21 protein-coding genes are annotated in these 23,861 nt (G+C 65.7%); 7 read left to right on the top strand and 14 right to left on the bottom strand.

Annotation, left to right across the window (positions count from 1 at the left end):
- Positions 1 to 16 precede the first annotated feature (16 nt).
- The 4 genes from QX124_RS00950 to QX124_RS00935 form a co-directional block, all read right to left on the bottom strand.
- Positions 17 to 169, bottom strand: coding sequence for an aa3-type cytochrome c oxidase subunit IV (locus QX124_RS00950; protein WP_315736334.1), 153 nt, complete (start codon positions 167 to 169; stop codon positions 17 to 19).
- A gap of 105 nt (positions 170 to 274) precedes the next feature.
- The gene (locus QX124_RS00945) at positions 275 to 670 is read right to left on the bottom strand and encodes a type II toxin-antitoxin system death-on-curing family toxin (RefSeq protein ID WP_315736333.1); all 396 of its coding nucleotides are present in this window, start codon (positions 668 to 670) and stop codon (positions 275 to 277) included.
- The gene (locus tag QX124_RS00940) at positions 667 to 891 is read right to left on the bottom strand and encodes a MazE family transcriptional regulator (protein WP_015664446.1); all 225 of its coding nucleotides are present in this window, start codon (positions 889 to 891) and stop codon (positions 667 to 669) included. Before QX124_RS00940 ends, QX124_RS00945 begins: the two co-directional genes overlap by 4 nt.
- Positions 892 to 972: 81 nt before the next feature.
- Positions 973 to 2,952 carry a M3 family oligoendopeptidase gene (locus tag QX124_RS00935; protein WP_315795776.1) on the bottom strand — a complete coding sequence of 660 codons (1,980 nt, stop codon included), beginning with the start codon at positions 2,950 to 2,952 and terminating at the stop codon, positions 973 to 975.
- A 120-nt stretch (positions 2,953 to 3,072) separates the two neighbouring features.
- On the opposite strand from QX124_RS00935, the gene QX124_RS00930 reads away from it, so the two are divergent.
- From QX124_RS00930 to QX124_RS00915, 4 genes are all read left to right on the top strand, one after another.
- Entirely contained in the window at positions 3,073 to 4,566 is a 1,494-nt protein-coding gene (locus QX124_RS00930; protein WP_315795775.1) for a sigma-54 dependent transcriptional regulator, read from the top strand.
- Between the two features lie 58 nt (positions 4,567 to 4,624).
- A complete protein-coding gene (locus tag QX124_RS00925) occupies positions 4,625 to 4,942 on the top strand; it encodes a hypothetical protein (protein WP_315795774.1) in 318 nt (105 codons plus the stop codon).
- A gap of 10 nt (positions 4,943 to 4,952) precedes the next feature.
- On the top strand, positions 4,953 to 7,010 hold the full coding sequence (locus QX124_RS00920; RefSeq protein WP_315796604.1) for a murein L,D-transpeptidase: 2,058 nt from the start codon (positions 4,953 to 4,955) through the stop codon (positions 7,008 to 7,010).
- A gap of 270 nt (positions 7,011 to 7,280) precedes the next feature.
- On the top strand, positions 7,281 to 8,936 hold the full coding sequence (locus QX124_RS00915; protein WP_315795772.1) for a DUF882 domain-containing protein: 1,656 nt from the start codon (positions 7,281 to 7,283) through the stop codon (positions 8,934 to 8,936).
- 156 nt (positions 8,937 to 9,092) lie between these two features.
- Here QX124_RS00915 and QX124_RS00910 read toward each other — a convergent pair whose 3' ends face one another.
- Both QX124_RS00910 and QX124_RS00905 read right to left on the bottom strand, forming a co-directional pair.
- On the bottom strand, positions 9,093 to 9,368 hold the full coding sequence (locus QX124_RS00910; RefSeq protein WP_008961835.1) for a DUF2312 domain-containing protein: 276 nt from the start codon (positions 9,366 to 9,368) through the stop codon (positions 9,093 to 9,095).
- Positions 9,369 to 9,658: 290 nt separating this feature from the next.
- Entirely contained in the window at positions 9,659 to 9,955 is a 297-nt protein-coding gene (locus tag QX124_RS00905) for a DUF1244 domain-containing protein (protein ID WP_315736329.1), read from the bottom strand.
- A 200-nt stretch (positions 9,956 to 10,155) separates the two neighbouring features.
- Here QX124_RS00905 and QX124_RS00900 point away from each other — a divergent pair, with 200 nt between their 5' ends.
- Entirely contained in the window at positions 10,156 to 10,752 is a 597-nt protein-coding gene (locus tag QX124_RS00900) for a DUF1036 domain-containing protein (protein ID WP_315736328.1), read from the top strand.
- Positions 10,749 to 12,185, top strand: a complete 1,437-nt coding sequence (pyk, locus tag QX124_RS00895) for a pyruvate kinase (protein ID WP_315736327.1) — start codon at positions 10,749 to 10,751, stop codon at positions 12,183 to 12,185. Before QX124_RS00900 ends, pyk begins: the two co-directional genes overlap by 4 nt.
- A 6-nt stretch (positions 12,186 to 12,191) precedes the next feature.
- On the opposite strand, the gene QX124_RS00890 is transcribed toward pyk, so the two are convergent.
- The 3 genes from QX124_RS00890 to QX124_RS00880 all read right to left on the bottom strand — a co-directional run bounded on the left by QX124_RS00890 (position 12,192) and on the right by QX124_RS00880 (position 15,996).
- Complete coding sequence (locus QX124_RS00890) at positions 12,192 to 13,805, bottom strand: glycosyltransferase family 87 protein (RefSeq protein ID WP_315795770.1); 1,614 nt, start codon at positions 13,803 to 13,805, stop codon at positions 12,192 to 12,194.
- 131 nt (positions 13,806 to 13,936) lie between these two features.
- The gene (locus QX124_RS00885; RefSeq protein ID WP_315795767.1) at positions 13,937 to 14,611 is read right to left on the bottom strand and encodes a helix-turn-helix domain-containing protein; all 675 of its coding nucleotides are present in this window, start codon (positions 14,609 to 14,611) and stop codon (positions 13,937 to 13,939) included.
- Positions 14,612 to 14,769: 158 nt separating this feature from the next.
- On the bottom strand, positions 14,770 to 15,996 hold the full coding sequence (locus QX124_RS00880; RefSeq protein WP_315795765.1) for a glycosyltransferase family 87 protein: 1,227 nt from the start codon (positions 15,994 to 15,996) through the stop codon (positions 14,770 to 14,772).
- Between the two features lie 178 nt (positions 15,997 to 16,174).
- Between QX124_RS00880 and QX124_RS00875 the strand changes: the two genes are divergently transcribed.
- Positions 16,175 to 17,380, top strand: coding sequence for an alpha/beta hydrolase family protein (locus tag QX124_RS00875; RefSeq protein WP_315795763.1), 1,206 nt, complete (start codon positions 16,175 to 16,177; stop codon positions 17,378 to 17,380).
- A gap of 216 nt (positions 17,381 to 17,596) precedes the next feature.
- On the opposite strand, the gene ftsH is transcribed toward QX124_RS00875, so the two are convergent.
- The 5 genes from ftsH to QX124_RS00850 all read right to left on the bottom strand — a co-directional run bounded on the left by ftsH (position 17,597) and on the right by QX124_RS00850 (position 23,633).
- Positions 17,597 to 19,513, bottom strand: a complete 1,917-nt coding sequence (gene ftsH / locus QX124_RS00870; protein ID WP_315736322.1) for an ATP-dependent zinc metalloprotease FtsH — start codon at positions 19,511 to 19,513, stop codon at positions 17,597 to 17,599.
- Between the two features lie 235 nt (positions 19,514 to 19,748).
- Positions 19,749 to 20,822 carry a tRNA lysidine(34) synthetase TilS gene (gene tilS / locus QX124_RS00865; protein ID WP_315795761.1) on the bottom strand — a complete coding sequence of 358 codons (1,074 nt, stop codon included), beginning with the start codon at positions 20,820 to 20,822 and terminating at the stop codon, positions 19,749 to 19,751.
- 62 nt (positions 20,823 to 20,884) lie between these two features.
- Positions 20,885 to 21,934 carry a tol-pal system protein YbgF gene (ybgF, locus tag QX124_RS00860; protein WP_315795759.1) on the bottom strand — a complete coding sequence of 350 codons (1,050 nt, stop codon included), beginning with the start codon at positions 21,932 to 21,934 and terminating at the stop codon, positions 20,885 to 20,887.
- 202 nt (positions 21,935 to 22,136) lie between these two features.
- Positions 22,137 to 22,631 carry a peptidoglycan-associated lipoprotein Pal gene (gene pal, locus QX124_RS00855; protein WP_315736319.1) on the bottom strand — a complete coding sequence of 165 codons (495 nt, stop codon included), beginning with the start codon at positions 22,629 to 22,631 and terminating at the stop codon, positions 22,137 to 22,139.
- A 279-nt stretch (positions 22,632 to 22,910) separates the two neighbouring features.
- Positions 22,911 to 23,633 (bottom strand): N-acyl amino acid synthase FeeM domain-containing protein, encoded by a 723-nt coding sequence (locus QX124_RS00850; RefSeq protein ID WP_315736318.1) that lies wholly within the window; start codon positions 23,631 to 23,633, stop codon positions 22,911 to 22,913.
- Between the last annotated feature and the right edge of the window lie 228 nt (positions 23,634 to 23,861).

Raw genomic sequence — 23,861 nt, 5'->3', positions numbered from 1 at the left:
CGGGCCGAGAGCGACATTAAGCGAGGAAAATAGCCATCAAGATGACGATGAGAGCGACGCTGATCGTGCCGTACTTCACCAGCTTGATGAAGCCCTCGTAGGTGGCCTCATGCGCCACATAGTCGTTGCCGTCAGCCGTCGAGTAGGCGATCTCGCCATGGTTTGCCATCGGGGTCCCCCAGAGAAATATGCTTTGTTAAGGTCGCATACCCCAAAGCCGATGCAAGGGCAACGGCTGGCATGCAAGGCAGTTTTATCGCGTTTTCCGATCGCCCTATTGGCGAGGCCAATTGTCACGGATCCAGCGCGTCAGGCTGGCCTCGCTGACCTCGCCGGCAGCGAGGGCGAGGATCATGGCGGTGGCCTGAGCCGGCTCGGGCGCGAACGCGATTTCGTTTCTCCGCAGAAACGTCATCATCGCCATGAAGGCGATCCGCCTATTGCCGTCTACGAAAGCGTGGTTCTTGGCCAGTCCGAATGCATAGGCTGCGGCAAGCTCGGGAAGCGTCGCCTGCTCATAGCTCCATTTGTTAATGGGCCGCTCCAGGGCCGAGCGGAGCATGCCCTCGTCGCGCGGCCCGGGCGCGCCGCCGAAGCGGCGCAACTGTCGGGCGTGGATCGCGACGGCCTGCTCGTAGGTGATCCAAAGCGGCCCCTGCTGCTCGCTCATTTGGCGAGCGCGGCCAGGGTGTCGCGATACTCATCCATGATCTCGTCCGCGATCTCCATCGTCCGCTCGAAATCCGGATCATAGGGCAGCGCCTGGAAGCCGCCGCCGGGCAATTCGACGATGTGCAGTTGCTGACCGCGTTTGAGATCGAGCCGCTGCATCAGTTCGCGCGGCAACAGCAGGCCGTCGGAATTGCCGATCTTCTTGATTTCGATCTTCATAGCAGGCCGCTCCGAAAAAGAGGCGCGTTATACAAATGTATAACGCGCCTCTTCAATCCGTTCAACAAATGTTTTACGCCCCTACCCCATCGCCTCCAGCTCGTCGATCATGCCGGCGATGACTGAGAGACCGCCGTCCCAGAATTTGGGGTCCTTGGCGTCCAGGCCGAACGGCTTGAGCAGTTCGGAATAATGCTTGGTGCCGCCGGCCGCGAGCATCGCCAGATAGCGCTCGGCAAACCCCTCGGCGGCGTGCTCGTAGACCGCATAGAGCGAGTTCACGAGGCAGTCGCCGAACGCATAGGCGTAGACGTAGAACGGCGAATGGATGAAGTGCGGGATGTACATCCAGAAGTTTTCGTAGCCCGGCTTGATCTCGATCGCCTCGCCGAGACTCTCGGTCTGCACCGACAGCCAGAGCTGCCCGAGTCGCTCGGCGGTCAGCTCGCCGTTCTTGCGCTCGGTATGCACCGCGCGCTCGAACGAATAGAACGCGATCTGCCGCACCACGGTGTTGATCATGTCCTCGACCTTGCCGGCGAGCAGCGCCTGGCGCTGCCTGGCGTCCCTTGTCTCGGATAGCAGCCGCTTGAACGTCAGCATCTCGCCGAACACGCTCGCGGTCTCCGCCAAGGTCAGCGGCGTCGGCGCCATCAGCGCGCCTTGCCTCGCCGCCAGCACCTGGTGCACGCCGTGGCCGAGCTCATGCGCGAGCGTCATCACGTCGCGCGGCTTGCCCTGGTAGTTCATCAGCACATAGGGATGCGCCGAGGGCGTGGTCGGATGCGAGAACGCGCCCGGCGCCTTGCCCGGCCGCACCGGCGCGTCGATCCAGCTCTGGTCGAAGAAGCGCTGGGCGATGTCCGCCATCTCGGGCGAGAAGCCGCGATACGCCGTCAACACCATGCTCTTCGCCTCCGGCCAGGCGATGGTGGCATTGGCCGCGAAGGGCAGCGGCGCATTGCGGTCCCAATGCGCGAGCTTCTTCTTTTTGAACCAGCGCGCCTTGAGCTGGTAGTAGCGATGCGACAGCTTCGGATAGGACGCGCGTACCGACGCTACCAGCGCATCGACCACCTCGCGCTCGACGCGATTGTTCAAGTGGCGGGAGTCGGCGACATCCTGGAAACCGCGCCAGCGGTCCGAGATGTCCTTGTCCTTGGCGAGCGTGTTGGTGATCAGCGCGAAGGTGCGCTCATTGGCCTTGAAGGTTTTTGCCAGCGCCTCGGCGGCCGCCTTGCGCTTGGCGCCGTCACGGTCCTGCAGGAAATTCAGCGTCGGCTCGATCGCGAGCTCCTTACCTCCGACCTGAAACCGCAGGCCAGCGATGGTCTGGTCGAACAACCTGTTCCAGGCCGAGTATCCGGTCTGCGACTTTTCGTGGAACAGCTGCTCGACGCGATCCTCGAGCTGATACGGCTTGTCCTTGCGCAGGTCCTCGATCCACGGCCGGTAATGGCCGAGCGCGGGCGTCTCCATCGCGCGCTCGATCACGGCGTCGTCGATGCGGTTGAGCTCGAGCGGGAAGAACAGCAGATGCGTCGACGCCGCCGTCAGCCGCTCCGAGATGTCGCCGTAGAATTTGGAGATCGCCGGATCGACGCTGTCGCCGGCATGCGCAAGACCGGCGAACGAACCGAGCCTCCCGGCGAGATCGTCGATCGCCTCGTAGCGCCGCACGGCTTCTGCGAGCCATTCGCCGCCATCCTCGCGCGCGACATGCTCGGCGAGCTTGCCCTTGTAGTCGGTCTCAAACGCGACGCATTCGGAATCCATCTTCGCGAGATCGTGAGCGATCTCAGGGGCGTCGATGCCCATATAAAGGTCGCCGAGATTCCATTCGGGCAGCACGCCGATGCCGGCCTTTGCCGCGACGACCTTCTTTGCCGGTTTGGCCGATGATTTGGCCGTCGCACCGCGCGCAGCCTTGACCTCTACCGGCTTCGGCTTTGACGCGGGCTTCTTGGCCGGCTTGGCCTTGTTGGATTTGGTCTTGGCGGATTTGGTCTGGGGGGCGGATCTGGTCGGCTTGCGAAGGGCAGAAGAAGCGCGCGAGGTCATCGGATGGGTAACCTGTTGTTCGAACGTGTATCCCGATCAGCGAGGTTTAAGGTTGCGTTAATCGGCGTCGGCGAGAGTGCCCCGATTCGAGACAGATAGTCGTAGCGTGCAAGGAAAGCCATGGCTGCCAGCATTTTGATTGCCGATGATGATCCGGTCCAGCGCCGGCTGGTGGAGAACATGGTGCAGAAATGCGGCTACGAGGCGGTCGTCGTCGAGACCGGCGATGCCGTCATCGAGAAACTGACGAATCCTGATGCCGGCCCCATCGACGCCATCGTGCTCGATCTCGTGATGCCCGGCCTCGACGGCATGGGTGTCCTCTCCAAGATGCGCGAGATGGGGATCTCGATACCCGTGATCGTGCAGACCGCGCATGGCGGCATCGACAACGTCGTCTCCGCAATGCGCGCCGGCGCGCAGGACTTCGTCGTCAAGCCGGTCGGCATCGAGCGGCTCCAGGTCTCGTTGCGTAATGCGCTCAATACCTCGGCCTTGAAGGGCGAGTTGCAGCGCATCCGGCACAGCCGCGAAGGGCGCCTGACCTTCGCCGACATCATCACCCGCGCGGAGGCGATGGCGCCGATCCTGCGCATCGCCGAAAAGGCCGCGGCCTCGTCGATCCCGGTGCTGATCGAAGGCGAATCAGGCGTCGGCAAGGAGCTGTTCGCCCGCGCCATCCACGGCACCAGCGAGCGCAAGACGAAACCGTTCGTTGCCGTCAATTGCGGCGCGATCCCGGACAATCTGGTGGAATCGATCCTGTTCGGTCACGAGAAGGGCGCATTCACCGGCGCGACCGAGCGTCACATGGGCAAGTTCGTCGAAGCCCATGGCGGCACGCTGTTCCTCGATGAGGTCTCGGAGCTGCCGCTCACCGCCCAGGTCAAGCTGCTGCGCGCCCTGCAGGAGGGCGCCGTGGAAGCCGTCGGCGGCCGCAAGCCGGTCAAGGTCGACGTCCGCATCATCTCGGCGACCAATCGCAGGCTACTCGACCGCGTCAAGGAAGGCCACTTCCGCGAGGATCTGTTCTACCGGCTGCACGTGCTGCCGCTCACCGTTCCGCCGCTGCGCACCCGCCGCGAGGACATCCCGCATCTGTTGCGGCATTTCCTCGCGCGGTTCGCGGCCGAGGAGAACCGCGCCATTTCGGGCATCACCGGTGAGGCCGTCGCCTATCTGACCAAGCTCGACTGGCCCGGCAACATCCGCCAGTTGGAAAACGCGGTCTACCGCGCCGTCGTCATGGGCGAGAGTGACCAACTCGGCGTGGCCGATTTTCCACTGATTCCCACCCACGCACCGCCGGTGGAGCCTGCGCCGGCCCTCACCGTGGAGCGGCCTGTTCCGGCGCTGCCTGCGATGGTGCCGGGAAGTGAAGTCCCCATTGCCCCTCTGCCCTCGCACGGGTTCCTGCCGCTGCTCACCGCAAGCGGCGAGGTGCGGCCGCTCGAGGAGATGGAGCATGAGATCATCCGTTTCGCCATCGCCCATTACCGCGGCCAGATGTCGGAGGTGGCGCGCCGCCTCAAAATCGGACGCTCGACGCTCTACCGCAAGCTCGACGAAGCCAATGACGAGACCCCCACGACGGAAAGCCCGCCGCTCGGCTGAGCCGCTCGGATCCGCACCATGGTTGCGCTTGGCTGTCGTCCGAAAAAGGCCGCAAGTCTTGGCAACACTGGAACATCTGAACCGTTGCCTTGCGGTGACAGACAAAGGAAATAACGCGTGGCACAAGCGCACGATCGGTTTGGCCGGGGTTTCCCAAGAGTCAGTTTGTCGTGAGTTGTCCCGTGTGGCGCTGGCCGCAGAAATGGGGCTTGAGTATCGTTTGGGCGTGAATCATTGCGTGCAGATGCGAACCATCCTCACAGGCGGTACCCGCGCCGAAGCTGGCGGATCGACCTTGTTACCCCTGTTCCAGCCGGGACAGATCATCCGAGGGATTGATGATGCGAGATTGTGTGACCACCCGTGGCGGATATGACCGCGTGCTCATGGCTGTCGCGGCGACCTTCCTCGCGGTGTCCTCGACCTCTGCTTTCGCCCAGAGCGGTCCGCCCCGCAACGGCGCGGCCGAGCTCGCCATCGATGCGGCGATCCCGTTCCCCGAGCCGGCCAACGTGCCGCCGCCGACCGCCAGTGACTTCAAACTCGACACCACCGCCACCGTGTCGCCCGACCAGGCCAAGTCGCCCGAGACGACGACCAAGCCGCTCGACTCTGCCGCGGCGCCTGCGGCCGATCCCGCCAAGACCGTCGCCACGCCGCCGGCAGCGGCCCCTGCGACCGCGACAGTCCCAGACCCGGTCAAGGCCGCCAGCACCGTTCCCGCCGCCGACCAGCCCGTTGCCGACCGTCTGCGCGACCTGATGGCGAGCAAGGCGACAAGGTATTTCGACCGCAAGGCCGAACGCGCCGCCGTCGAGAAATTCTACACCGGCCGCGACTACGCGCCGATCTGGACCCAGGGCGGCAATCTGACAGCCGCCGCGAAGGGCGTCATCGCCCGTCTCAGGGATGCAGCAGCCGATGGCCTCAATCCCGGCGACTATCCGGTGCCGGATTTCGCAGCCGCAGCCTCCGCACCGGACGCGCTGGCGGAGGCGGATCTCAGACTCACCGAGAGCATGATGGACTACGCGCGCCAGGCGCAGAGCGGCCGCATGCACTGGTCGCAGGTCTCAGCGGATATCCAATATCCCGAGCATCCGGTCGATCCGAACGAGGTGCTGGCCAACGTCACCGGCGCAAAGGATGCCTCCGCGGCGCTGGAGAGCTACAACCCGCCGCACAAGCTCTACAAGCTGCTGAAGGCCAAGCTCGCCGAGCTGCGCGGCGTCAGCGACGGCGCGCCTGTTATCATCGACGACGGCCAGCCGCTGAAATACATTCCTGCCCGCGGCAAGAATGCGCCGGAGGCCGAGGCGCAGATGTCCGACCCGCGCGTGCCCAAGCTGCGCGCCAAGCTCGGCATCACCGAGAACGCCGACGACATCCGCTATGACGCCAAGGTCGCCGCCGCCGTCCGCAAGTTCCAGGAAAGCGTCGACCTCAAGCCGACCGGGGTGCTCGACGACCGCACCGTGAAGGCGCTCAACACGCCCAAGCGCGACAAGCAGATCGATACGGTCCTCGTCAACATGGAGCGCTGGCGCTGGCTGCCGCGCGACCTCGGCGCGCCCGCGATCGGCGACGCTTATGTGATCCTCAACATCCCCGACTACACGCTGAAAGTGATGCAGCACGGCGCGCAGGTGTGGACCACCCGCGTGGTGACCGGCAAGCCGGGGCAGCATGCGACGCCGTTGCTCAGCGAGACGATGAAGTTCATCACGGTCAATCCGACCTGGAACGTGCCGCCGTCGATCATCTACAACGAGTATCTGCCGGCGTTGCAGCAGGATCCGACCGTGCTCGACCGCATGGGCCTGCGGCTGGAGCGCGCGCGCGACGGCTCGATCCACATCTCGCAGCCGCCGGGCGAGGCCAACGCGCTCGGCCGCATCCGCTTCAACTTCCCGAACAAGTTCCTGGTCTATCAGCACGACACGCCGGACAAGAACCTGTTCGCCCGTGACGAGCGCGCCTTCAGCCATGGCTGCATGCGCGTGCAGTATCCGGATCAGTACGCGTCGGTCCTGCTCAACATCACCATGCCGAACGAGCGCTACACGCCGGAGCGCATCCGCAGCATGTACGGCCGCAGCGAGATCGACTTGAAATTCCCGACGCCGATCCCGGTCAACATCACCTACCAAACCGCCTTCGTCGACGAAGCCGGCAAGCTGCAATTCCGCAAGGACATCTACGGCCGCGACGCGACCATGATCTCGATCCTGAAGAACAACCGCGGCAAGGATCTCGAGAACGTCGTCGCCCACGCCCAACCGAGCTACGCGCGTCCGAAGGGGCCGCTGCCGAACTCGGTCAACATCAGCGACAACAGCTTCTCCTCCGGCCCGAACTTCTTCGAGCGCCTGTTCGGCGGCGGTGGCCTGCCGACGCCGCCGGCGCCGGTCGGCCGCCCTGCCCGGCGGGTCTTCACCCGCTGATCAGGCCGCCGATCACGGTCAAAATTTCCATCTTGAGATCAAAGGCCTCGCCGATCGGCGGGGCCTTTGCTTTAGGTTAACCACAATGATCAACCAAGATTCGATGGCTCTTTTTCGCCACACTCAAGAGTATATGTTAAGGGTAATTGGGGGGCGGGTCGGTCAGTATCCCTTAACCATCCCGCCTTAGGTAAGCGTTTCCTCTCTCTTCCGCCGGACGGGCCGCAAGAGGGTCATCGAGTAAACGCTCGTCGACGGGGTGGCTGCATCTTGCTGTCTGTTTTCGCGCGCCAATCTGTTTCGCTCACGAGGGCGGGTTGGAAGGCTGGATGCCAATGCGGGCTGGCGGCGCTGCTGCTGCTCATCGGCGCCGGCTCGGTGCATGACGCGGCGGCGCTGAATGAAACCCACACCCTCTCCTTCCACCACACCCATTCCGGCGAGGACCTGACGGTCACCTTCAAGCGCGAGGGCCGCTATGACGAAGACGCGCTGAAGAAGCTCAATCACTTCCTCCGCGACTGGCGTACCCAGGACGAGACGGTCATGGACCGCCGCCTGTTCGATATCCTCTGGGAGGTCTATCGCGACGTCGACGCCAAGCAGCCGATCCAGATCATCTCGTCGTACCGGTCGCCCGCCACCAACTCGATGCTGCGCCGTCGCTCGGCGCATTCCGGGGTGGCGCGGCACAGCCAGCACATGCTGGGCCACGCGATGGATTTCTACATTCCCAACGTGCCGCTGGAGCAGATCCGCTTCGCCGGCCTGCGCCTGCAGCGCGGCGGCGTCGGCTTCTACCCGACTTCCGGCTCGCCCTTCGTGCACCTCGACACCGGCAACATCCGGCACTGGCCGCGGATGACGGCTGACCAGCTCGCCCGCGTGTTCCCGGACGGCAAGACCGTTCACGTGCCGAGCAACGGCGTTCCGCTCAAGGGCTATGAGCTGGCCAAGGCCGAGATCGAGAAACGCGGCAACGGCGATGACGCGTCGTCCAGCCGCCCCAACCTGTTTGCACGGCTGTTCCGCGGTCGTCCGAGCGAGGATGACGAGGAGTCTGGCGAGAGCGAGAGCAAGGCCGACGCCAAGCCGGTCCAGACCGCGGCACTCGCCGCGAAGCCGGCTGACAAGAGCTCCGACAAGGACGGCCGGACCGTCGAGCGATCGGTGGACAGCAAAGCCGCCACCACGCGCGGCAAGATCGCCAATGCCCTGCAATTGGCCTCCGCGGATGCGCAATCTGCCGCTCAGCCCGCGGCGACCAAGCCCGAGACGAAGTCCGAAACGACAAGCGCCGTCGGCAGCAAATCCAGGGACGGCGCGCCGCAGAGCGTCGCCGACATCATCAATTCGCGCGGCTTCTGGGGTGACAATCCCGGCACGCCGAAGCAGGCCACGCCCGAGCAGGTTGCCGCGATCACGGCGCGCCGTGCGCTGTCATCGATCGATCAGCAGCAGACCGCGAGCCTGATGCAGGCCATGGCCTTCGCACCCCCGGCCTCCTCTCCGCTCGATCGCGCCAATGTCGCCTCCACCGCCCCCATCCCGGTGCGAAACTCCCGACCGGCGACCCGCAGCGTCGCGCCGGTGCCTGAGGCCGCCCCGGCGGCCACGAAGAACGGCCAAGGTCAGGACGGCGCCATCACGATGGCGACGCGAATCTCGGCGGCCAAGGGTCCCGATTCGACCTGGATGCGGGCCATCATGCTGACGCCGAGCGCGTCGTCATCGATGTCCGTGACGAAAATGGGCGACGTGGACCTCACCGTGATGCGCAGCTATTTCGTCAAGCCGCAGGTCGCGCTGGCGATGAGCTTCACCGCCGAGCCGACGCCGGGACTAAGCTACGATCAGTTCACAGGGCCGGCGATCGTCAAGCTCGAAACCAAATCCTTCGCCATGCGCGCGGCAGCCTTGCGCTGACGCCGCGACAGCCGGTTCGTCGTTCTCCTCGGCATTGACGAGCTGGAGTGCAGCGTCGATGGCCGCATGCCGCCGGCGCGCCGAGGCGAACCGGGAGAAAGCGAATGCCCCGTCAGGGGCAGCCGAGGTCTGCTCCAGGTGAGCGAGGCCGGCTGCTCAGATCATTCCGAGCGCCTGCATATAGGTCTCGAGGATGCTTTCCTCTTCCTGGCGCTCGTTCGGGTCCTGCTTGCGCAGCCGGATGATCGTGCGCAGCGCCTTGACGTCGAAGCCATTGCCCTTGCTCTCGGCGTAGACGTCCTTGATGTCTTCGGAGATCGCCTTCTTCTCCTCCTCGAGACGCTCGATCCGCTCGATGATCGACTTGAGCTGGTCTACGGCAAAGCGGGTCGCGGGCGAGTCGTCGTCCTTCGCGGCGGCGGAGGTGGCCATCTGATACTCCTGAGTGGAACTCGTGTGTCCAAGGAAGGCGCCAAAGGGCGCTACATGTTCGCCGCGACCCTCAAATCTGGCGTGCCCCGCGTCAAGGCGACATCGCCCTCATCCACAGAGCGGCCCACATCTTGTTGGCCTGCGCAGCGTGAAGCCCACGCAAGCCGGCCGCGCCACTTGTGTTTCGTCACCATCCTGCGCAGGACCCGATTCGCCTTCGAAGCCCCTGCCAAGTCTGGGCTCGCGCGCGAACGGCAGTAAAGCGCGTCTCCTGCGCGCTCGTTTAGGAATCAGTGGCCCGGATGCGCCTTCTTGAAGGCTTCGCGCTGCTCGGCGCTGGCCTCGCGCTGGTACTTCGCCTTCCATTCCTCGTAAGGCATGCCATAGACCGCCTCGCGGCTCTCGTCCTTGGTCATTGGCGCCCCCTGGGCGTCGGCGGCGTCCTTCAGCCAGTTGGAGAGGCAGTTGCGGCAGAACCCCGCCAGATTCATCAGATCGATGTTCTGAACGTCGGTTCTGGTCCGCAGATGCTCGACGAGCCGGCGAAAGGCGGCGGCTTCGAGTTCGGTCCGGGTGGTGCTGTCCATCGTCATCTCTTTGTTCCCTGTTCCGCGCCATGACGGATGTCTGCTATATAATGAGGCTTCGTCGCAGATTTGGCCATATCGCAGCGCCGTCAGGAGGAGCGAGGCGCTGGATCGCAGCGGCTTCGCACGAGATCGTCATGGCGTTGACAGCCGCAGCCAAGCCCAGCGACATCGTTCAACGGTTGATATAGCGTCGCGCAATGATCCCCAAAATCTCCTCTCTCCTGCATCGCAATCCCTTCCGCCCTGGCTACGGACTGCTTTCGCTGCTTGGGCTGGCCGCGCTCTGTCTGTCGTCCACTCCGGCGGCCGCCGATTTCCGGCTCTGCAACAACACCTCCAGCCGGGTCGGGATCGCCCTCGGCTACAAGGACGCCGAAGGCTGGACCACGGAAGGCTGGTGGAACGTGTCGTCACGCAGCTGCGAGACCCTTCTCAAGGGCACGCTGGTGGCGCGCTATTATTACATCTACGCGCTCGACTATGACCGCGGCGGTGAATGGTCGGGACAGGCCTTCATGTGCTCGCGCGACAAGGAATTCACCATCAAGGGCACCGACAATTGCCTGGCGCGTGGCTTCGACCGCACCGGCTTCTTCGAGGTCGACACCGGCGACCAGCGCGCCTGGACGGTGCAGCTCACGGAGGCCAATGAGCAGCCGGCGCAGCAGCGCGTGCCCGGAATTCCCGGCACGTTGGGACCCGGAGGCAACGTTCCAGGTCTGCCCAATGGGCCGCAGGGTGCGCCGCCGGCAGCCGCACCGGCCCTGCCGCCAGGGCAAGCACCCAAGCCATGAGGCGGCTGCGACGCATCAAGATCCTCGCGACGCTCGGCCCCGCCTCCTCGGACAGCGCGATGATTCGCAAGCTGTTCGAGGCCGGGGCCGACATATTCAGGATCAACATGAGCCACACCCCGCACGACAAGCTGCGGGAGCTGGTGACCACGATCCGCAGCGTCGAAGCGAGCTACGGCCGCCCGATCGGCATTCTGGTCGATCTTCAGGGTCCGAAGCTCAGGCTCGGCACCTTCGCCGACGGCCCGGTTCAGCTCAACAACGGCCAGAGCTTCGTGCTCGATTCCGACAAGACACCGGGCGATGCGACGCGGGTCCATCTGCCGCATCCGGAAATCCTGGCCGCCCTGCAGCCGGGACATGCGCTGCTGCTGGATGACGGCAAGGTGCGGCTGATCGCCGAGGAGACCTCGCCAACCCGCGCCGTCACCCGGGTCGTGATCGGCGGCAAGATGTCCGACCGCAAGGGCGTGAGCCTACCGGACACCGACCTGCCGGTCTCGGCGATGACGCCGAAGGACCGGGCCGACCTCGATGCAGCCTTGAACATCGGCATCGACTGGATCGCGCTGTCCTTCGTGCAGCGCGCCGACGACGTGCTGGAAGCCAAGAAGATCATCCGCGGCCGCGCGGCCGTGATGTCGAAGATCGAGAAGCCGCAGGCGATCGACCGGCTCAACGACATCGTCGACGTCTCCGATGCTTTGATGGTGGCGCGCGGCGACCTTGGCGTCGAGCTGCCGCTGGAGCGCGTGCCCGGCCTGCAGAAGCAGATGACGCGGCTGGCGCGCCGCGCCGGCAAGCCGGTGGTGGTCGCGACACAGATGCTGGAATCGATGATCCAGTCGCCGGTGCCGACGCGCGCCGAGGTCTCCGACGTCGCCACTGCGGTCTATGAAGGCGCCGACGCGATCATGCTGTCGGCCGAGTCGGCCGCCGGCAAATACCCGGTCGAGGCGGTCTCGACCATGAACCGCATTGGCGAGGAGGTCGAGCGCGACGTGGTCTATCGCTCGGTGATCGCGGCGCAGCGTCCCGAGCCGGAATCGACCGCGGGCGATGCGATCGCCGAAGCCGCACGGCGGATCGCCGAAAATCTCGATCTTCCTACGATCATCTGCTGGACCTCGTCCGGCTCCACCGCGATCCGCGTCGCGCGCGAGCGGCCGAAGCCGCCGGTGGTCGCGATCACCCCGAACCTGGCAACCGGACGCCGCCTGTCGGTCGTGTGGGGCGTGCACTGCGTGGTGGCCGAGGACGCGCGCGACCAGGACGACATGGTCGAGCGCGCCGGCTCGATTGCCTTCCGCGACGGCTTCGTCCGCGCCGGACAGCGCGTCATCATCGTCGCCGGCGTGCCGCTCGGCACACCCGGCACCACGAACATGGTGCGCATCGCCTATGTCGGGCCGTCGAGCGACGCCCATATCTGAGACGACCTATTGGGTCCTATCGATCGCGCCCAGTCCGGCCGTGGACGGGGGCTTGGCCCGCGCGATCACCGGACAGGCCTCGATGGCAATGCCGGCGGCGCCGGGGATGCTCTCGCAGCCACGCGACGCATCGATCTGGAGATCATAGTCCGCAAGCACCTCGAGCCGCGGCGGGTTGTCGGCCGGGCTCTTGGAGAAATACAGCGCCCACACGCCTCCCGGCAGCGGATTGGCCAGGCCGTTGCGAACCCGGCGGTCCAGCACGCCGCCGGACACGATCGGCACCACGAGCTCGGACAACTGATAGACGCGCGAGCCCTGTGGCAGGAACGACGTGACGTAGCCGAGCGGCTTCTGCAGCAGCAGGAACGTCGCGGAACGCTGCAGGTCCGCCGCGAGCTGCGGCCGGTAGGGATCGGACCATGGCCTCCGCATCCAGTCGGTCGGCTGCGACGCCAGCGCGATGCCGAGCGCGGCCATCACCGTGACGGCTTGCGTCATCCGCCGCGATGGTGACGCGACCGGCCCAGCGTCTGCACGCCAAGCACCGACCAGGCGGATGAGCAGCAGCACGATCAGCGGCGCCGACAACAGCTCGAGCGGCATCAAATAGCGCTGGATCGAGAAGGCCAGCATCCACAGGACGTAGCTGAGCCAGAAGAAGATCAGGAGGCGCCGGTCGCGCAGCGGCAGCACCTCGCGCCGCTGCCACAGGCCGGTGACGATCAGCGCGATGAGCAGCACGATCACGACGGCGAAACGCGGATCGCGGAACGGCCATTCCGACGAGGGATGCTTGCCGATCACCCAGTAGAACGGATAGGCGAGCGCATCGAGCAGTCCCTGCGGCATGAAGCGCGTATCGACGATCGAGGCCTGCGGCGCTTCGGGCGAGCGGAAGATCGTGTTGTAGAATGGAAACAGCGGGCTGCCGTAGTCGCGCGCCATCTTCAATGCCCACGGCCCCGCGGTCACGACCACGCCGGCCGAACTGCCCGCGCCGAATGCGACGATCGCGCGCCACGGCCGCGCCACCAGGAGCAGCGAGACGCCGGCTCCGACCAGAAACGTCGCATTGGTGAGCTTCAGTCCCGTGGCCGCGCCGATCAGCAGGCCAGCGGCGACGAAACGTCGGCCGCGCTCATCGTCCTCCCCGAAGATCAGCGCGATGCCGGCGAGGATCGGAATGGTCGTGAGAATGTCGGCGAAGCTGGTGCCGACCTCGGACAGCGCCATCGGACTGAGGGCGGCGATGATGAGCGCGGCGCTGAGCGTGAACGCGTCAGACGCGCGCCGGAGCAGCACGCGCGCAACCCAATAGACCAGCGCGAGATTGAGGCCGTGCAGCGCGCCCAGCGCGACGCCCCACCACGGCGCATCGAGCCCGTGGCGGACCGCGTAAGGCAGCAGGTAGATCAGCGGATTGAGGAAGCTCTGAAAGCCGCCAGGCGCGACGTCGATGTCGAAGCGGCCATGCAGCAGCGCGAAGCCGGCATAGTCGTGATAGTTCTGCCAGTCCCAGTTGATGTCCTCGCCGGCGAGATATGCATAGACAGCGCCGGCGGCGGCCGATCCGGCGATGACGAGGCGCGTCGCCAGAGGGTTGCGTGCAATCGACATCGTCTGAGGAGGCACCTGGAGTGGGGCAAGGCGGTGCTCTCGCGGCACGCCAGCCTCACCATCGCCGCGACGGGTGAATCCTTGCTTAAGCGCGGCCTTGCGTCCCAAGGGTAAGGCATGGGCGGCGCGGACTACGCGCCGACCAGGCTCCTGACCGGCAGCACGGCCTGCACGACGAGACCGCGCGCACGCGCATCCATGACGCCGACCGCGCGCAGCGCCAGCAGGGTGACCGCCTGAACGGTGTCGCGGAGCTTGGCAGGGTCGTCGGGATTCTCGGTCGCCAGCGGCCCCACCAGCGCCTCGTGCAGCGCGCCGAGCAGCGCGGTCGCGGCCAACTGTGTGTCCTGCGCCGGAAGATGGCCGGCACGGACGGCCGCGTCGATCCGCGAGGCGATCTCGCCGACGATCTCGCGGCGGCTCGCGATCCGTGACGCCGTCACGTCGACGTCGACCGGCTCGGCCAGGATGCCCCAGGCGAGCTTGCGCTGCGACAGGATGTGCACTGCGACCGTGGACACCGCGGCAGCCAGCGCCGAGGATGGACCGGGCGCGGCATCGGCGGCGCGCCGGACGGCGGTCAGCTCATCGCGCGAGACTTCCGCGATCAGCTCCGAGATCAGATCCGCCTTGGAGGGAAAGTAGCGATAGACGGTGCCGGCTGCGACATTGGCCCGGATCGCCACCGGGGCGATCTGGACGGCAGACATGCCGCCTTCCGCGGCGGTTTCGCGGGCGGCAGCCAGGATCGCGCTGCGGCGAGCCGCGAGCCGCTTCACGACCTGATGGGTTCGCCGATAGACCATGGCGTTTCTCGTCCCGGACGCGCTCGTCCAGGGCACCCGGCGAACGCTGGTTCAGTGTTTTTGGAGGATCGACCTCACAAATGGCTGGGAAGAACTGAACACCTGTTCACGAAGGAAGACAAGGGAAATCATGACCCTGCCCGGCCCCAACCGGTGTGTCAGGCGCTCGCGAGCGCCGCCGCGGCGGGCGCCGGCTGCCGACGCCACCACGAGCCGGCGCGCGCCAGCACCAGGCCGGCCAGGATCAGATTGGCCGCAAGCCCGAGCGGAATCCCGGACAGCATGAACGTGATCTGAAGCGCCGCGATGCCGCCGAGCGCGGGCAGCTCGTAGCGGCGAAAGCCGTCGGCGAGGCCGATCCGCACCAGCCATGCCACCGCGATGGCCTGAACCATCATGTCGTACATGAACAAATAGGGCGTCGTCAGCAGCAGCCCGACGGCCAGCGCCGCCGCCTTCAGCGCGTAGCGCACCGGGCTGCGCCACAGCGTCACCAGCACGACCGCAACGGCTGCGGTCAGCACCCATTGGAAGGTCCAGCCGAGCGCTTCCGAGCCGCCGAAATAGCGCACGAGCGAAAACAGGCTCTGCAGCTTCCACCAGGTCGCCTTGCCCTCGGTCAGGAACGCCTGCGAGAACATCGGTAGCCAATGCAAGAAGGCCTGCCAGCTCTCCGGCCCGAAGGCGAGCCATGACAGCAGCGCCAGAACGATGGCGGTGACGCTCGCAGAGACGAAGGCTGTCCAGCGCTGGGTGGCGATCAGCACGATCGGGAAGAGCAGGCCATATTGCGGCTTGTAGGTCAGGAGCCCGAGACAGATCCCCGCCAGCACCGGCCGCACCGGCAGCAGATAGAGCGTGCCGCCGACGAGCGCGGCAGTGAGGCATCCGTTCTGCCCGACCAGCGCGTTCGAGAACAGGGCCGGAAAGCCGGCTGCGAGCAGCAGGCCGAAGCCGCGGCCGACGATCGCGCGCATCGCGAGCGCATAGGGAACGAAGCTGGCATAGACCCAGCCGACGAAGGCGAGCGTGTAGGGAAACTGCGCCAGGAACGCTGCGACGAACAGGAACGGCGGCGGATAGTGCCAGGCAAAGTAGCCCGGGAAATCCTGCCGCAGCAGGTCGAGCTCGACCTGGCGCTGCACGTCCCAGTCCCAGGCCAGCGCCGGATGTCCCTGCAGCGCCAGCTTGCCGGCCGCCCAGACATTAACGAAATCGGTGGGAATGCCGAGACCCGCCTGGTCCCAGATCCAGGTGCCCGACCACAGCCCGGCCGGGAAGAACGAGGCGTTGATGCAGGCGAGCGCGAAGCAGGCCGCGAACAGGCCGAGCGGAACGTCACGACGCTGCGATGGGATCGCGGCGGCATCAGGATTGTCAGCCATCTGGACCTCGCCCCGCGCCTGCATGGGCGCCTCCCGATCGAGACATAGGCGGGGACGCTTGAAGAAGGCTTAAGCGTGGGCGACGGCGCGCGACCGCCGGCGCCGCACCGATTGTTTACGCGCGATCTGTATCGCAGGGGTCCGAATGCAACCAACGGCGGCAGGCCGGGGAGATCCCATGTTCGTTTATCGCGCTCTCATCGCGCTGCTCGTTTGCGCCCCTTGGCCGGCCGCAAGCCGCGCCCAGGACAAGGGTCCGGTCCGCGTCTCCTCCGACGTGAGCTATGAGTATCTGGCCCGCTGGGACGTCGCCCGGCTGAACACCATCCTCACCGTCGACACGCCGAAATTCGCGGGCGTTTCGGTGACCTACACCCCGGCCCGCAACGCCGTGCGACTCTATCGCGTCACCTATGCGTCCGTCGTCCCCGAGCGCGGCAACAAGCCGATCACGGCGAGCGGCCTGCTCGCGGTGCCCGAGACCGGCGAGACCAGCCTGCCGATGGTGTCCTATCAGCACGGCACGGTGTACGGAAAGCAGGAGGTGCCGTCGTTTCCGGAGCAGTCGCCCGAGACGCAGCTGATGATCGCGCAGTTCGCAGGACAAGGCTATCTGCTGATCGGCGCCGACTATTTCGGAATGGGCATCTCGACCGAGCCGGAAGGCTACATGGTGAAGGCCAGTCATCAGCAGGCCACCTACGACATGTTGCGGGCGAGCCGCGCCGTGCTCGACCAGATGAAGCTGACGAGCGCCAGGCTCGACATCGCCGGCTGGTCGCAAGGCGGCTTCGTGACCATGGCCTTTCTGGAGAAGCTCGAAAGCGCCGGCGTGCCGGTGACGGCGGCGGCGACCGCGAGCGCCCCTGTCGACGTGTCCGTGGCGCTCAACGGCTTCCTCAGCTTCCCGCGCAAGAACGACGCCGCCTGGGTCAATTCGCTGTTCATCCTGTCGGCCTTCGCATTCGAGAACTATTACAGCGTACCGGGACTGGCGCGCTCGGTGATCAGCGACACCTATTACGACGTCGCCCGCAAGGCCTATGAGCGCGAGCCCTTCAACGTCGCCGACGTCCCGATCGATCTGCACGAGCTGCTCAAGCCCGACTATTTCGATGCGCAGTATTTCGCGGCGTCGGCCTACGGCCGCCTGGTCGCGCAGACGCAAGCCTATCGCTGGATCATCAAGACGCCGGTGCGCAACTATTACGGTGAGACCGACGAGGCGATCTCGACCGGTCTCGGCCGCCTGGCGATGACCTACCAGCAGGCGATCGGCGCCGGCAACAGCAAGGTCGAGGCGGTGTCGACGGGACCGACCAGCCATCGCGGCACGTTCGCGACCGCCGTCCCGCAGTGGAAGGCCTGGTTCGACAAGCCGTGATGCGCGCGGCGCCGCTGGATGCGGTCCGCGGCGCGGCACCCCGTCAACGAAAGACGTGACAAACAGAACGCGCGCCCACCGCGCGCGAATCGGACTGCCGCCGGCACGACTCCAAACAAACGAAAAGCCCGGCTGTAAGCCGGGCCTGTCGTCTCTCTCGATCTTCCGGATCAGATAGGCTGACCCGTCGGAAGTCCGTTGCATATCAACCCTGGCTCACGCCTGGGGCTGCGGCTCCAGGCCTGGATCGGGCCGCGGCCGCGGCTTGCCGGCCGGCGGCACGGCCGACGCGCGCGGCGTCGACGGCTCGATCGCCGATTCGCGGTTCGGCTTCTTGCCCTTCAGGAGGTCGTTGATCTCCTCGCCGGTCAGCGTCTCGTATTCGAGCAGCGCCTGGGCGATCGCTTCCCAGTCATCGCGCTTCTCGGTGATGATGCGGCGCGCCTCCTGCTCGCCGGCCTCGATCAGGCCGCGAATTTCGGAGTCGATCAGGCGGGCGGTATCGTCGGAGATGTTGGTCGAGCGCGCCACCGAATGACCCAGGAAGACCTCCTGCTCATTGCTCTGGTAGCGCACGCGGCCGAGCTTGTCCGACATGCCCCATTCCATGACCATAGCGCGGGCGAGGTTGGTGGCCTGCTGGATGTCGCCGGTGGCGCCATTGGTCACCTTCTCCGCACCGAACTTCTGCACCTCGGCCTCGCGGCCGCCGAACATCATCGCGAGCTTCGAGACGCACCACTCACGCGTATGCGAGTGACGGTCGGCCTCGGGCAGCGACTGCACCATGCCGAGCGCGCGGCCGCGCGGAATGATGGTGGCCTTGTGGATCGGGTCGTGGCTCGGGACGTTGAGGCCGACGATCGCATGTCCCGCCTCGTGATAGGCGGTCAGCATCTTCTCTTCCTCGGTCATCACCATCGAGCGGCGCTCGGCGCCCATCAGCACCTTGTCCTTGGCCTCCTCGAACTCGGACTGCGTCACCATCCGCTTGTTGCGGCGAGCGGCGGTCAGGGCGGCCTCGTTGACGAGGTTCATCAGGTCGGCGCCGGAGAAGCCGGGCGTGCCGCGGGCGATGGTCTTGAGGTTGACGTCCGGCGCCAGCGGCACCTTGCGGACATGAACCTTGAGGATCTGCTCGCGGCCGATGATGTCCGGGTTCGAGACCACGACCTGGCGGTCGAAGCGGCCAGGACGCATCAGGGCAGGATCGAGCACGTCGGGCCGGTTGGTGGCCGCGATCAGGATCACGCCCTCATTGGCCTCAAAGCCGTCCATCTCGACCAGCAACTGATTGAGGGTCTGCTCGCGCTCGTCATTGCCGCCGCCGAGGCCGGCGCCGCGATGGCGACCGACGGCGTCGATTTCGTCGATGAAGATGATGCAGGGCGCGTTCTTCTTGGCCTGCTCGAACATGTCGCGGACGCGGCTGGCGCCGACGCCGACGAACATCTCGACGAAGTCAGAACCCGAAATGGTGAAGAACGGCACGTTGGCTTCGCCGGCCACCGCACGCGCGATCAGCGTCTTGCCGGTGCCGGGAGGGCCGACCAGCAGCACGCCGCGCGGAATGCGGCCGCCGAGCCGCTGGAATTTGCCGGGATCGCGCAGGAATTCGACGATCTCCTGCAGGTCCTGCTTGGCCTCGTCGACGCCGGCGACGTCCTCGAACGTCACCCGGCCGTGCGCCTCGGTCAGCATCTTGGCGCGCGACTTGCCGAAGCCCATCGCCTTGCCGGCGCCGCCCTGCATCTGCCGGGAGAGGAAGATCCAGACGCCGATCAGCGCGATGAAGGGCAGCCACGACACCAGCAGCGACACGAACCACGGCACGTTGTCGCCGGGCGGCTTGGCCTGGATGTTGACCTTGGCGTCGTACAGGCGCTTCACGAGGTTCGGATCGCTCGGCGCGTAGGTCTGGAACGACGAGCCGTTCTTGAAGGTGCCGTGAATCTCCGGCCCCTGGATCACGACGTCGCGCACATTGCCCTGATCGACCTCGGTCAACAACTGCGAGAAGTTGATGTCGGTCGACGACGCGCGTTGCCCCGGGTTCTGGAAGAGTGTGAACAGCGCCAACAGCAACAGGACAATAATGACCCAAAGGGCGAAATTGCGCAGATTGGCGTTCATCGATTTTCCTTCGTGGTCGCGCGGATCGCGGCCGTTCGTCCTCGGACTCATCCCTGGGTAGCCACGAGGGAATCCCCCGGTCGACCGTCTCGTAATCTAGGTACCACTCGCGGCAATGCCAAGGGAACTAGAAAGGACTATTTATCGCATCCTAGCCCGATTCCCGCTCAAAAAATGGCGCGGGAAACCGCTGCCAGGGCCGGTGGTTAAGGGTCCGCGAAAGCGACGAGCCGCTTCAAGTCGCGCCCGACCGCCGCGGCGGCGCGGGCGTGATGCGGATCGCGCCTCGCGTCATGCTTACCAGTGCACCAGCCAGGGTCTGTTTTAGCCAGCCCGGAGCAGACGTACCACCATCTGAGTTCCCCGCAAGAGTCCGGTCCAGTCGCGCCAGCAGCGCCTCGGCCTTGCCGAGTTCCACGGGACCTTCAGTGCCAATGCGATTGATGGCGCGCATCAGCAGCCTCAGTTTGATTTCTGCCGGGAGTGCGACAAAGGCGCGCGCCTCGAAGGTCTCGCCGTGATCCGCCTGTCCGGGCCCGGTGCCGGCCGCTCGCAATGCGAGATAGCGTTCGGCGCCATCCGCCATCAATTCGATCGCGGCATTGGCCCGTCCGAGCCGGTCGGCCAGCGTCGCCAGCGTCCGGGCATCACCGCCCTCGGCGGCCAGAGCCGGCATCAGAGCGCGCAGCCGCGGCCGGGTGAAGGCGAAATCTTGATTGGTCGGATCATCTGCGAAGGGGATCCCGGCCGAGCGCAGCGTCGCCACCAGCCTGACCTTGGCAACGTCGAGCAGAGGCCGCGCCAGCAACAGCCCTTCACGCTCGCTGAGCGGTGCCATCGCCGCGAGCCCCGCAATGCCGCTGCCACGCAAGAGCCGCATCAGCACGGTCTCGGCCTGGTCGTCACGGGTGTGGGCGGTGACGACGTGTCCGGCGCCCGCCTGCCGCGCCGCGCGCGCCAGCAGGCGGTATCTTGCCAGGCGCGCCGCTTCGGGAATCCCGGTGTCCGGCTTCTCATCGTTCCAGCGCAAGGTCCGATGTGGAATTGCGAGCCGCCGCGCGGTCTCCTTCACCATGCGGGCTTCACGGGCGGAGTCGCGCCGCAGAGCATGGTCGACCGTCACAGCTACAAGGCGCGGCCCCTGCGCAAGCCCCGCGCGCCACCGCGCCGCGAGCCACATCAGAGCCATCGAATCCGGACCGCCCGATACGGCGAGCACCAGCACGGGCGCCGCCGAAAGCGGCGCGAACAGGCGCTCCGCTTCGGCGGCGGAGATCGCAAGATCATCTTCGGAACCGGCCTTCGACATGGCGCCGCAGCCTACCCGCACCGTCAGTCGTAGGCGAGAGGCCTACCCTCGCCCGGGGGCGTTCAGCACTTCACCCGCTTCTGCTCGCGATCGACCGTCGCCTTCACGCCCGCCGACGCGCGCGGATATTTGCGCGTCACTTCGCCGAACGCGGCGCAGGCCGCCTCCTTCTCCTTCAGCGCGGCCAGCGACTGGCCGAGCCGGAGCAGCGCATCCGCCGCCTTGCCCGACTTCTCGTATTTCGTCGTCACGGCGAGGAAGACCTCGGCGGCATCGCGATATTGCTGACGCTGGTAGAAGCTCTCGCCGAGCCAATATTGCGCGTCGCCGACCATCGGATCGTTCGGATATTTCTGGGTGAAGTTGCGCATCGTCTGCTCGGCCAGCGCGTAGTCGCGGCGCTGCATGTAGCCGATGCCGAGGTCGTATTCGTCGCGCGGCGTCTGCCGCGGCGGCGCGGTCTCCAGTCCACCTGCGCCCGGAGCGGCGGCCGGGGGCGCGCCCTGGGGATAGCGGCCGCCCGCGGCATTCGCGAGATTCGAGGGATCGCCGACGGGCCGACCAGCAGGCTGGCCGCCACCCGGCTGGATCGGCAACTGGCCGCCGCCGAGCGCTTGCGGGGCGCCGGGAGCCGTCGGATTCTGGCTCGGATCGAACGCATCGCCGCGGCGGCCCCGGCCAGGGGCCGCGGGCTCCTGGACGATTTGCACCGGCGCGCCGGCCTGCGGCTGCGCATAGCCCGGCTGCTGCTGGGGAGAGGCCTGTTGCGGCTGGCCGTACTGCTGCTGGCCATATTGCTGCTGCCCGTAGGCCGGCTGTGGAGGCTGGCCGTAGGCGGAATTGGCCTGCGCCGGCGCGGCCGCGCTCGGCTGCGCCGCGGGGGCGCCGCCGGGCGCTGCGCTCTGCAGTTGCCGCAGCCGCTCCTCGAGCTGGCGATTGCGATATTGCAGCTCCTCGTTCTGACCGGTCAGTTGCCGGAGCTGGTTTTCGAGCCGCTGGATCCGGATCTCGGGATCATCGTCGGTCTGGGCGAGCGCCCGCGACGAAAATGCCTGGCACGAGAAAACGACGAGCGCTGCGAGGATCGCAGCGGCGCTCCGTGGAAGAAACATGAATGACATGCTGCCCTGACGACCGGATCGGCGAGACATTGAAAACAGGCCTGTGAGCGAGGCTGTAAAGCAGAAATGCGATAGAGACAAATGACGTTCAAGCGAAGACAAGACCAAGCCCGGACAAGACCCGCCGATCACAAACAATGAAGCCGGCGTCGATGGACGACGCCGGCTTCATCAGCAACGGATTCGTTCAGCTTTATGAACTGGCGTTCAGGACCGTCACCGCACGGCGGTTCTGCGACCAGCACGAGATATCGTTACAAACCGCCACCGGCCGCTCCTTGCCGTAGGAGATCGTGCGCATGCGGCCCTGGTCGATGCCGCGCGACACCAGGAAGTTGCGGACCGACTGCGCGCGCCGCGCGCCCAGCGCGATGTTGTACTCGCGGGTGCCGCGCTCGTCGGCATGGCCCTCGATCGTGAAGGAGTAGCGCGGATAGCTCTGCAGCCACTGCGCCTGCTTCTCCAAGGTCGCGATCGCCTGCGGCGTGAGATCGGTCTGATCGCTCTCGAAGAAGACGCGATCGCCGACATTCACGACGAAGTCCTGCTGGCTGCCTGGAGTCGCAGCGCTGGCCATCGCCCCGTCGGCCCCGGTGAGATTCTTGTTGGCGCAGGCGCCCATCGACAGCGCCACGGCCAGCACGGCGGCCAACTTCAATCCCTGGAGGATACGCATCTGATATTTCATTCCCGGAGCCTCCACGCTCACGTTCTTAGACTGCCATCCGGTCTACAGGGCGATGGTTAAGCGAACGTTCCGTCAACCTTGATGGGGTCTTGCCGAACCCCGTCAAATGCTAACGAAACCCGAAAAGCGACCGCGATGGTTAATGGGTTGTAAATGTGGCGCCAGGGTGAAGGCAAGCGGCGCGACGCCTGCAGCAGGGCGCTTTTTCGCTGAATTTTGCATCAGGGCCACGGTGTGAACCGGCCAGACGGCCGAACTGGCCCCGATATCGGCCGATGATCAGCCGGCCTTCGCGACCGCCTGAATCCTGAACGAATCAGTGAAGGCGTCCGGCGCGGGACGATCGAACAGCATCCGCCGTTCGAACGCGCTCGAGCGCATGAACGGAAAGCGCTGGAACACGCGATCGCGGATCGAAGGGTAATGCGCGGCCACCAGGCCGACCGGCTTGGTGAGGCCGGAGTAGAGCCGCGGCTCACCCCATGGTTCCTGCAGGAACACCTTCTTGTAGAAGGCGCGATGCTCGGGGCGGACGTTGGCGAGACCGATGTCCGCATTGAAGTGGGCGCAGGCGACGTAGCCGAGCCGGACCGTCACATAGGGAAGCGCCGGAAACAGCCGCGCCTTCTCATGGTCGGCGACGAACCGTGTCGGGTCGATGATGACCTTCCCGCGATCAAGTTCGGGATGCAGCAAGTCGGCGAACATGTCCGAGGACAACGATCGGCGCCATTGCGAGTTCACGACGCTGATGCGGATCGAGCTGTAGAGCTCGCCATTGACGTAGACGCCGAAGATGAAGCTGTTGGGAAGATCGTCATATTCGTCGGTGACGCGTTCGCTGGGCGACGGGAGGATGGCGCCTTCACGCAGATAGGCGCGGTAGCGCAGCCGATAGATCTCGTCCTTGTCCTCAACAGTCAGCGCCAGTCGATAGTCCACGTTCTCCAGCACATCCGACTTCTGTTCAGCAACGGCACTTACTCTAGCCGCCGACTTCATCCGCAACCCCTTCTCACACAACTCCTACGAGCAGTATGAGCTTAACAGCGGGTTAATGCCGACGCAAAGCTTTCGGCGGTACAAAGTTAACAGCTCGTAGAATCCCGGAGGCGCAACCGTGACTTACGGGATTGGACGCTGCACCGGACGGATTGCTTCGGATCACTTGCGTGTCAAATCGAAACGGATTCGCTTGGTAGACGCGTGCAATGTTTCCGAATGATGCGA

It is taken from the genome of Bradyrhizobium sp. SZCCHNRI3043 (assembly GCF_032377735.1).
Taxonomy (GTDB): domain Bacteria; phylum Pseudomonadota; class Alphaproteobacteria; order Rhizobiales; family Xanthobacteraceae; genus Bradyrhizobium.
This window is presented reverse-complemented; position numbering and strand designations above follow the sequence as displayed.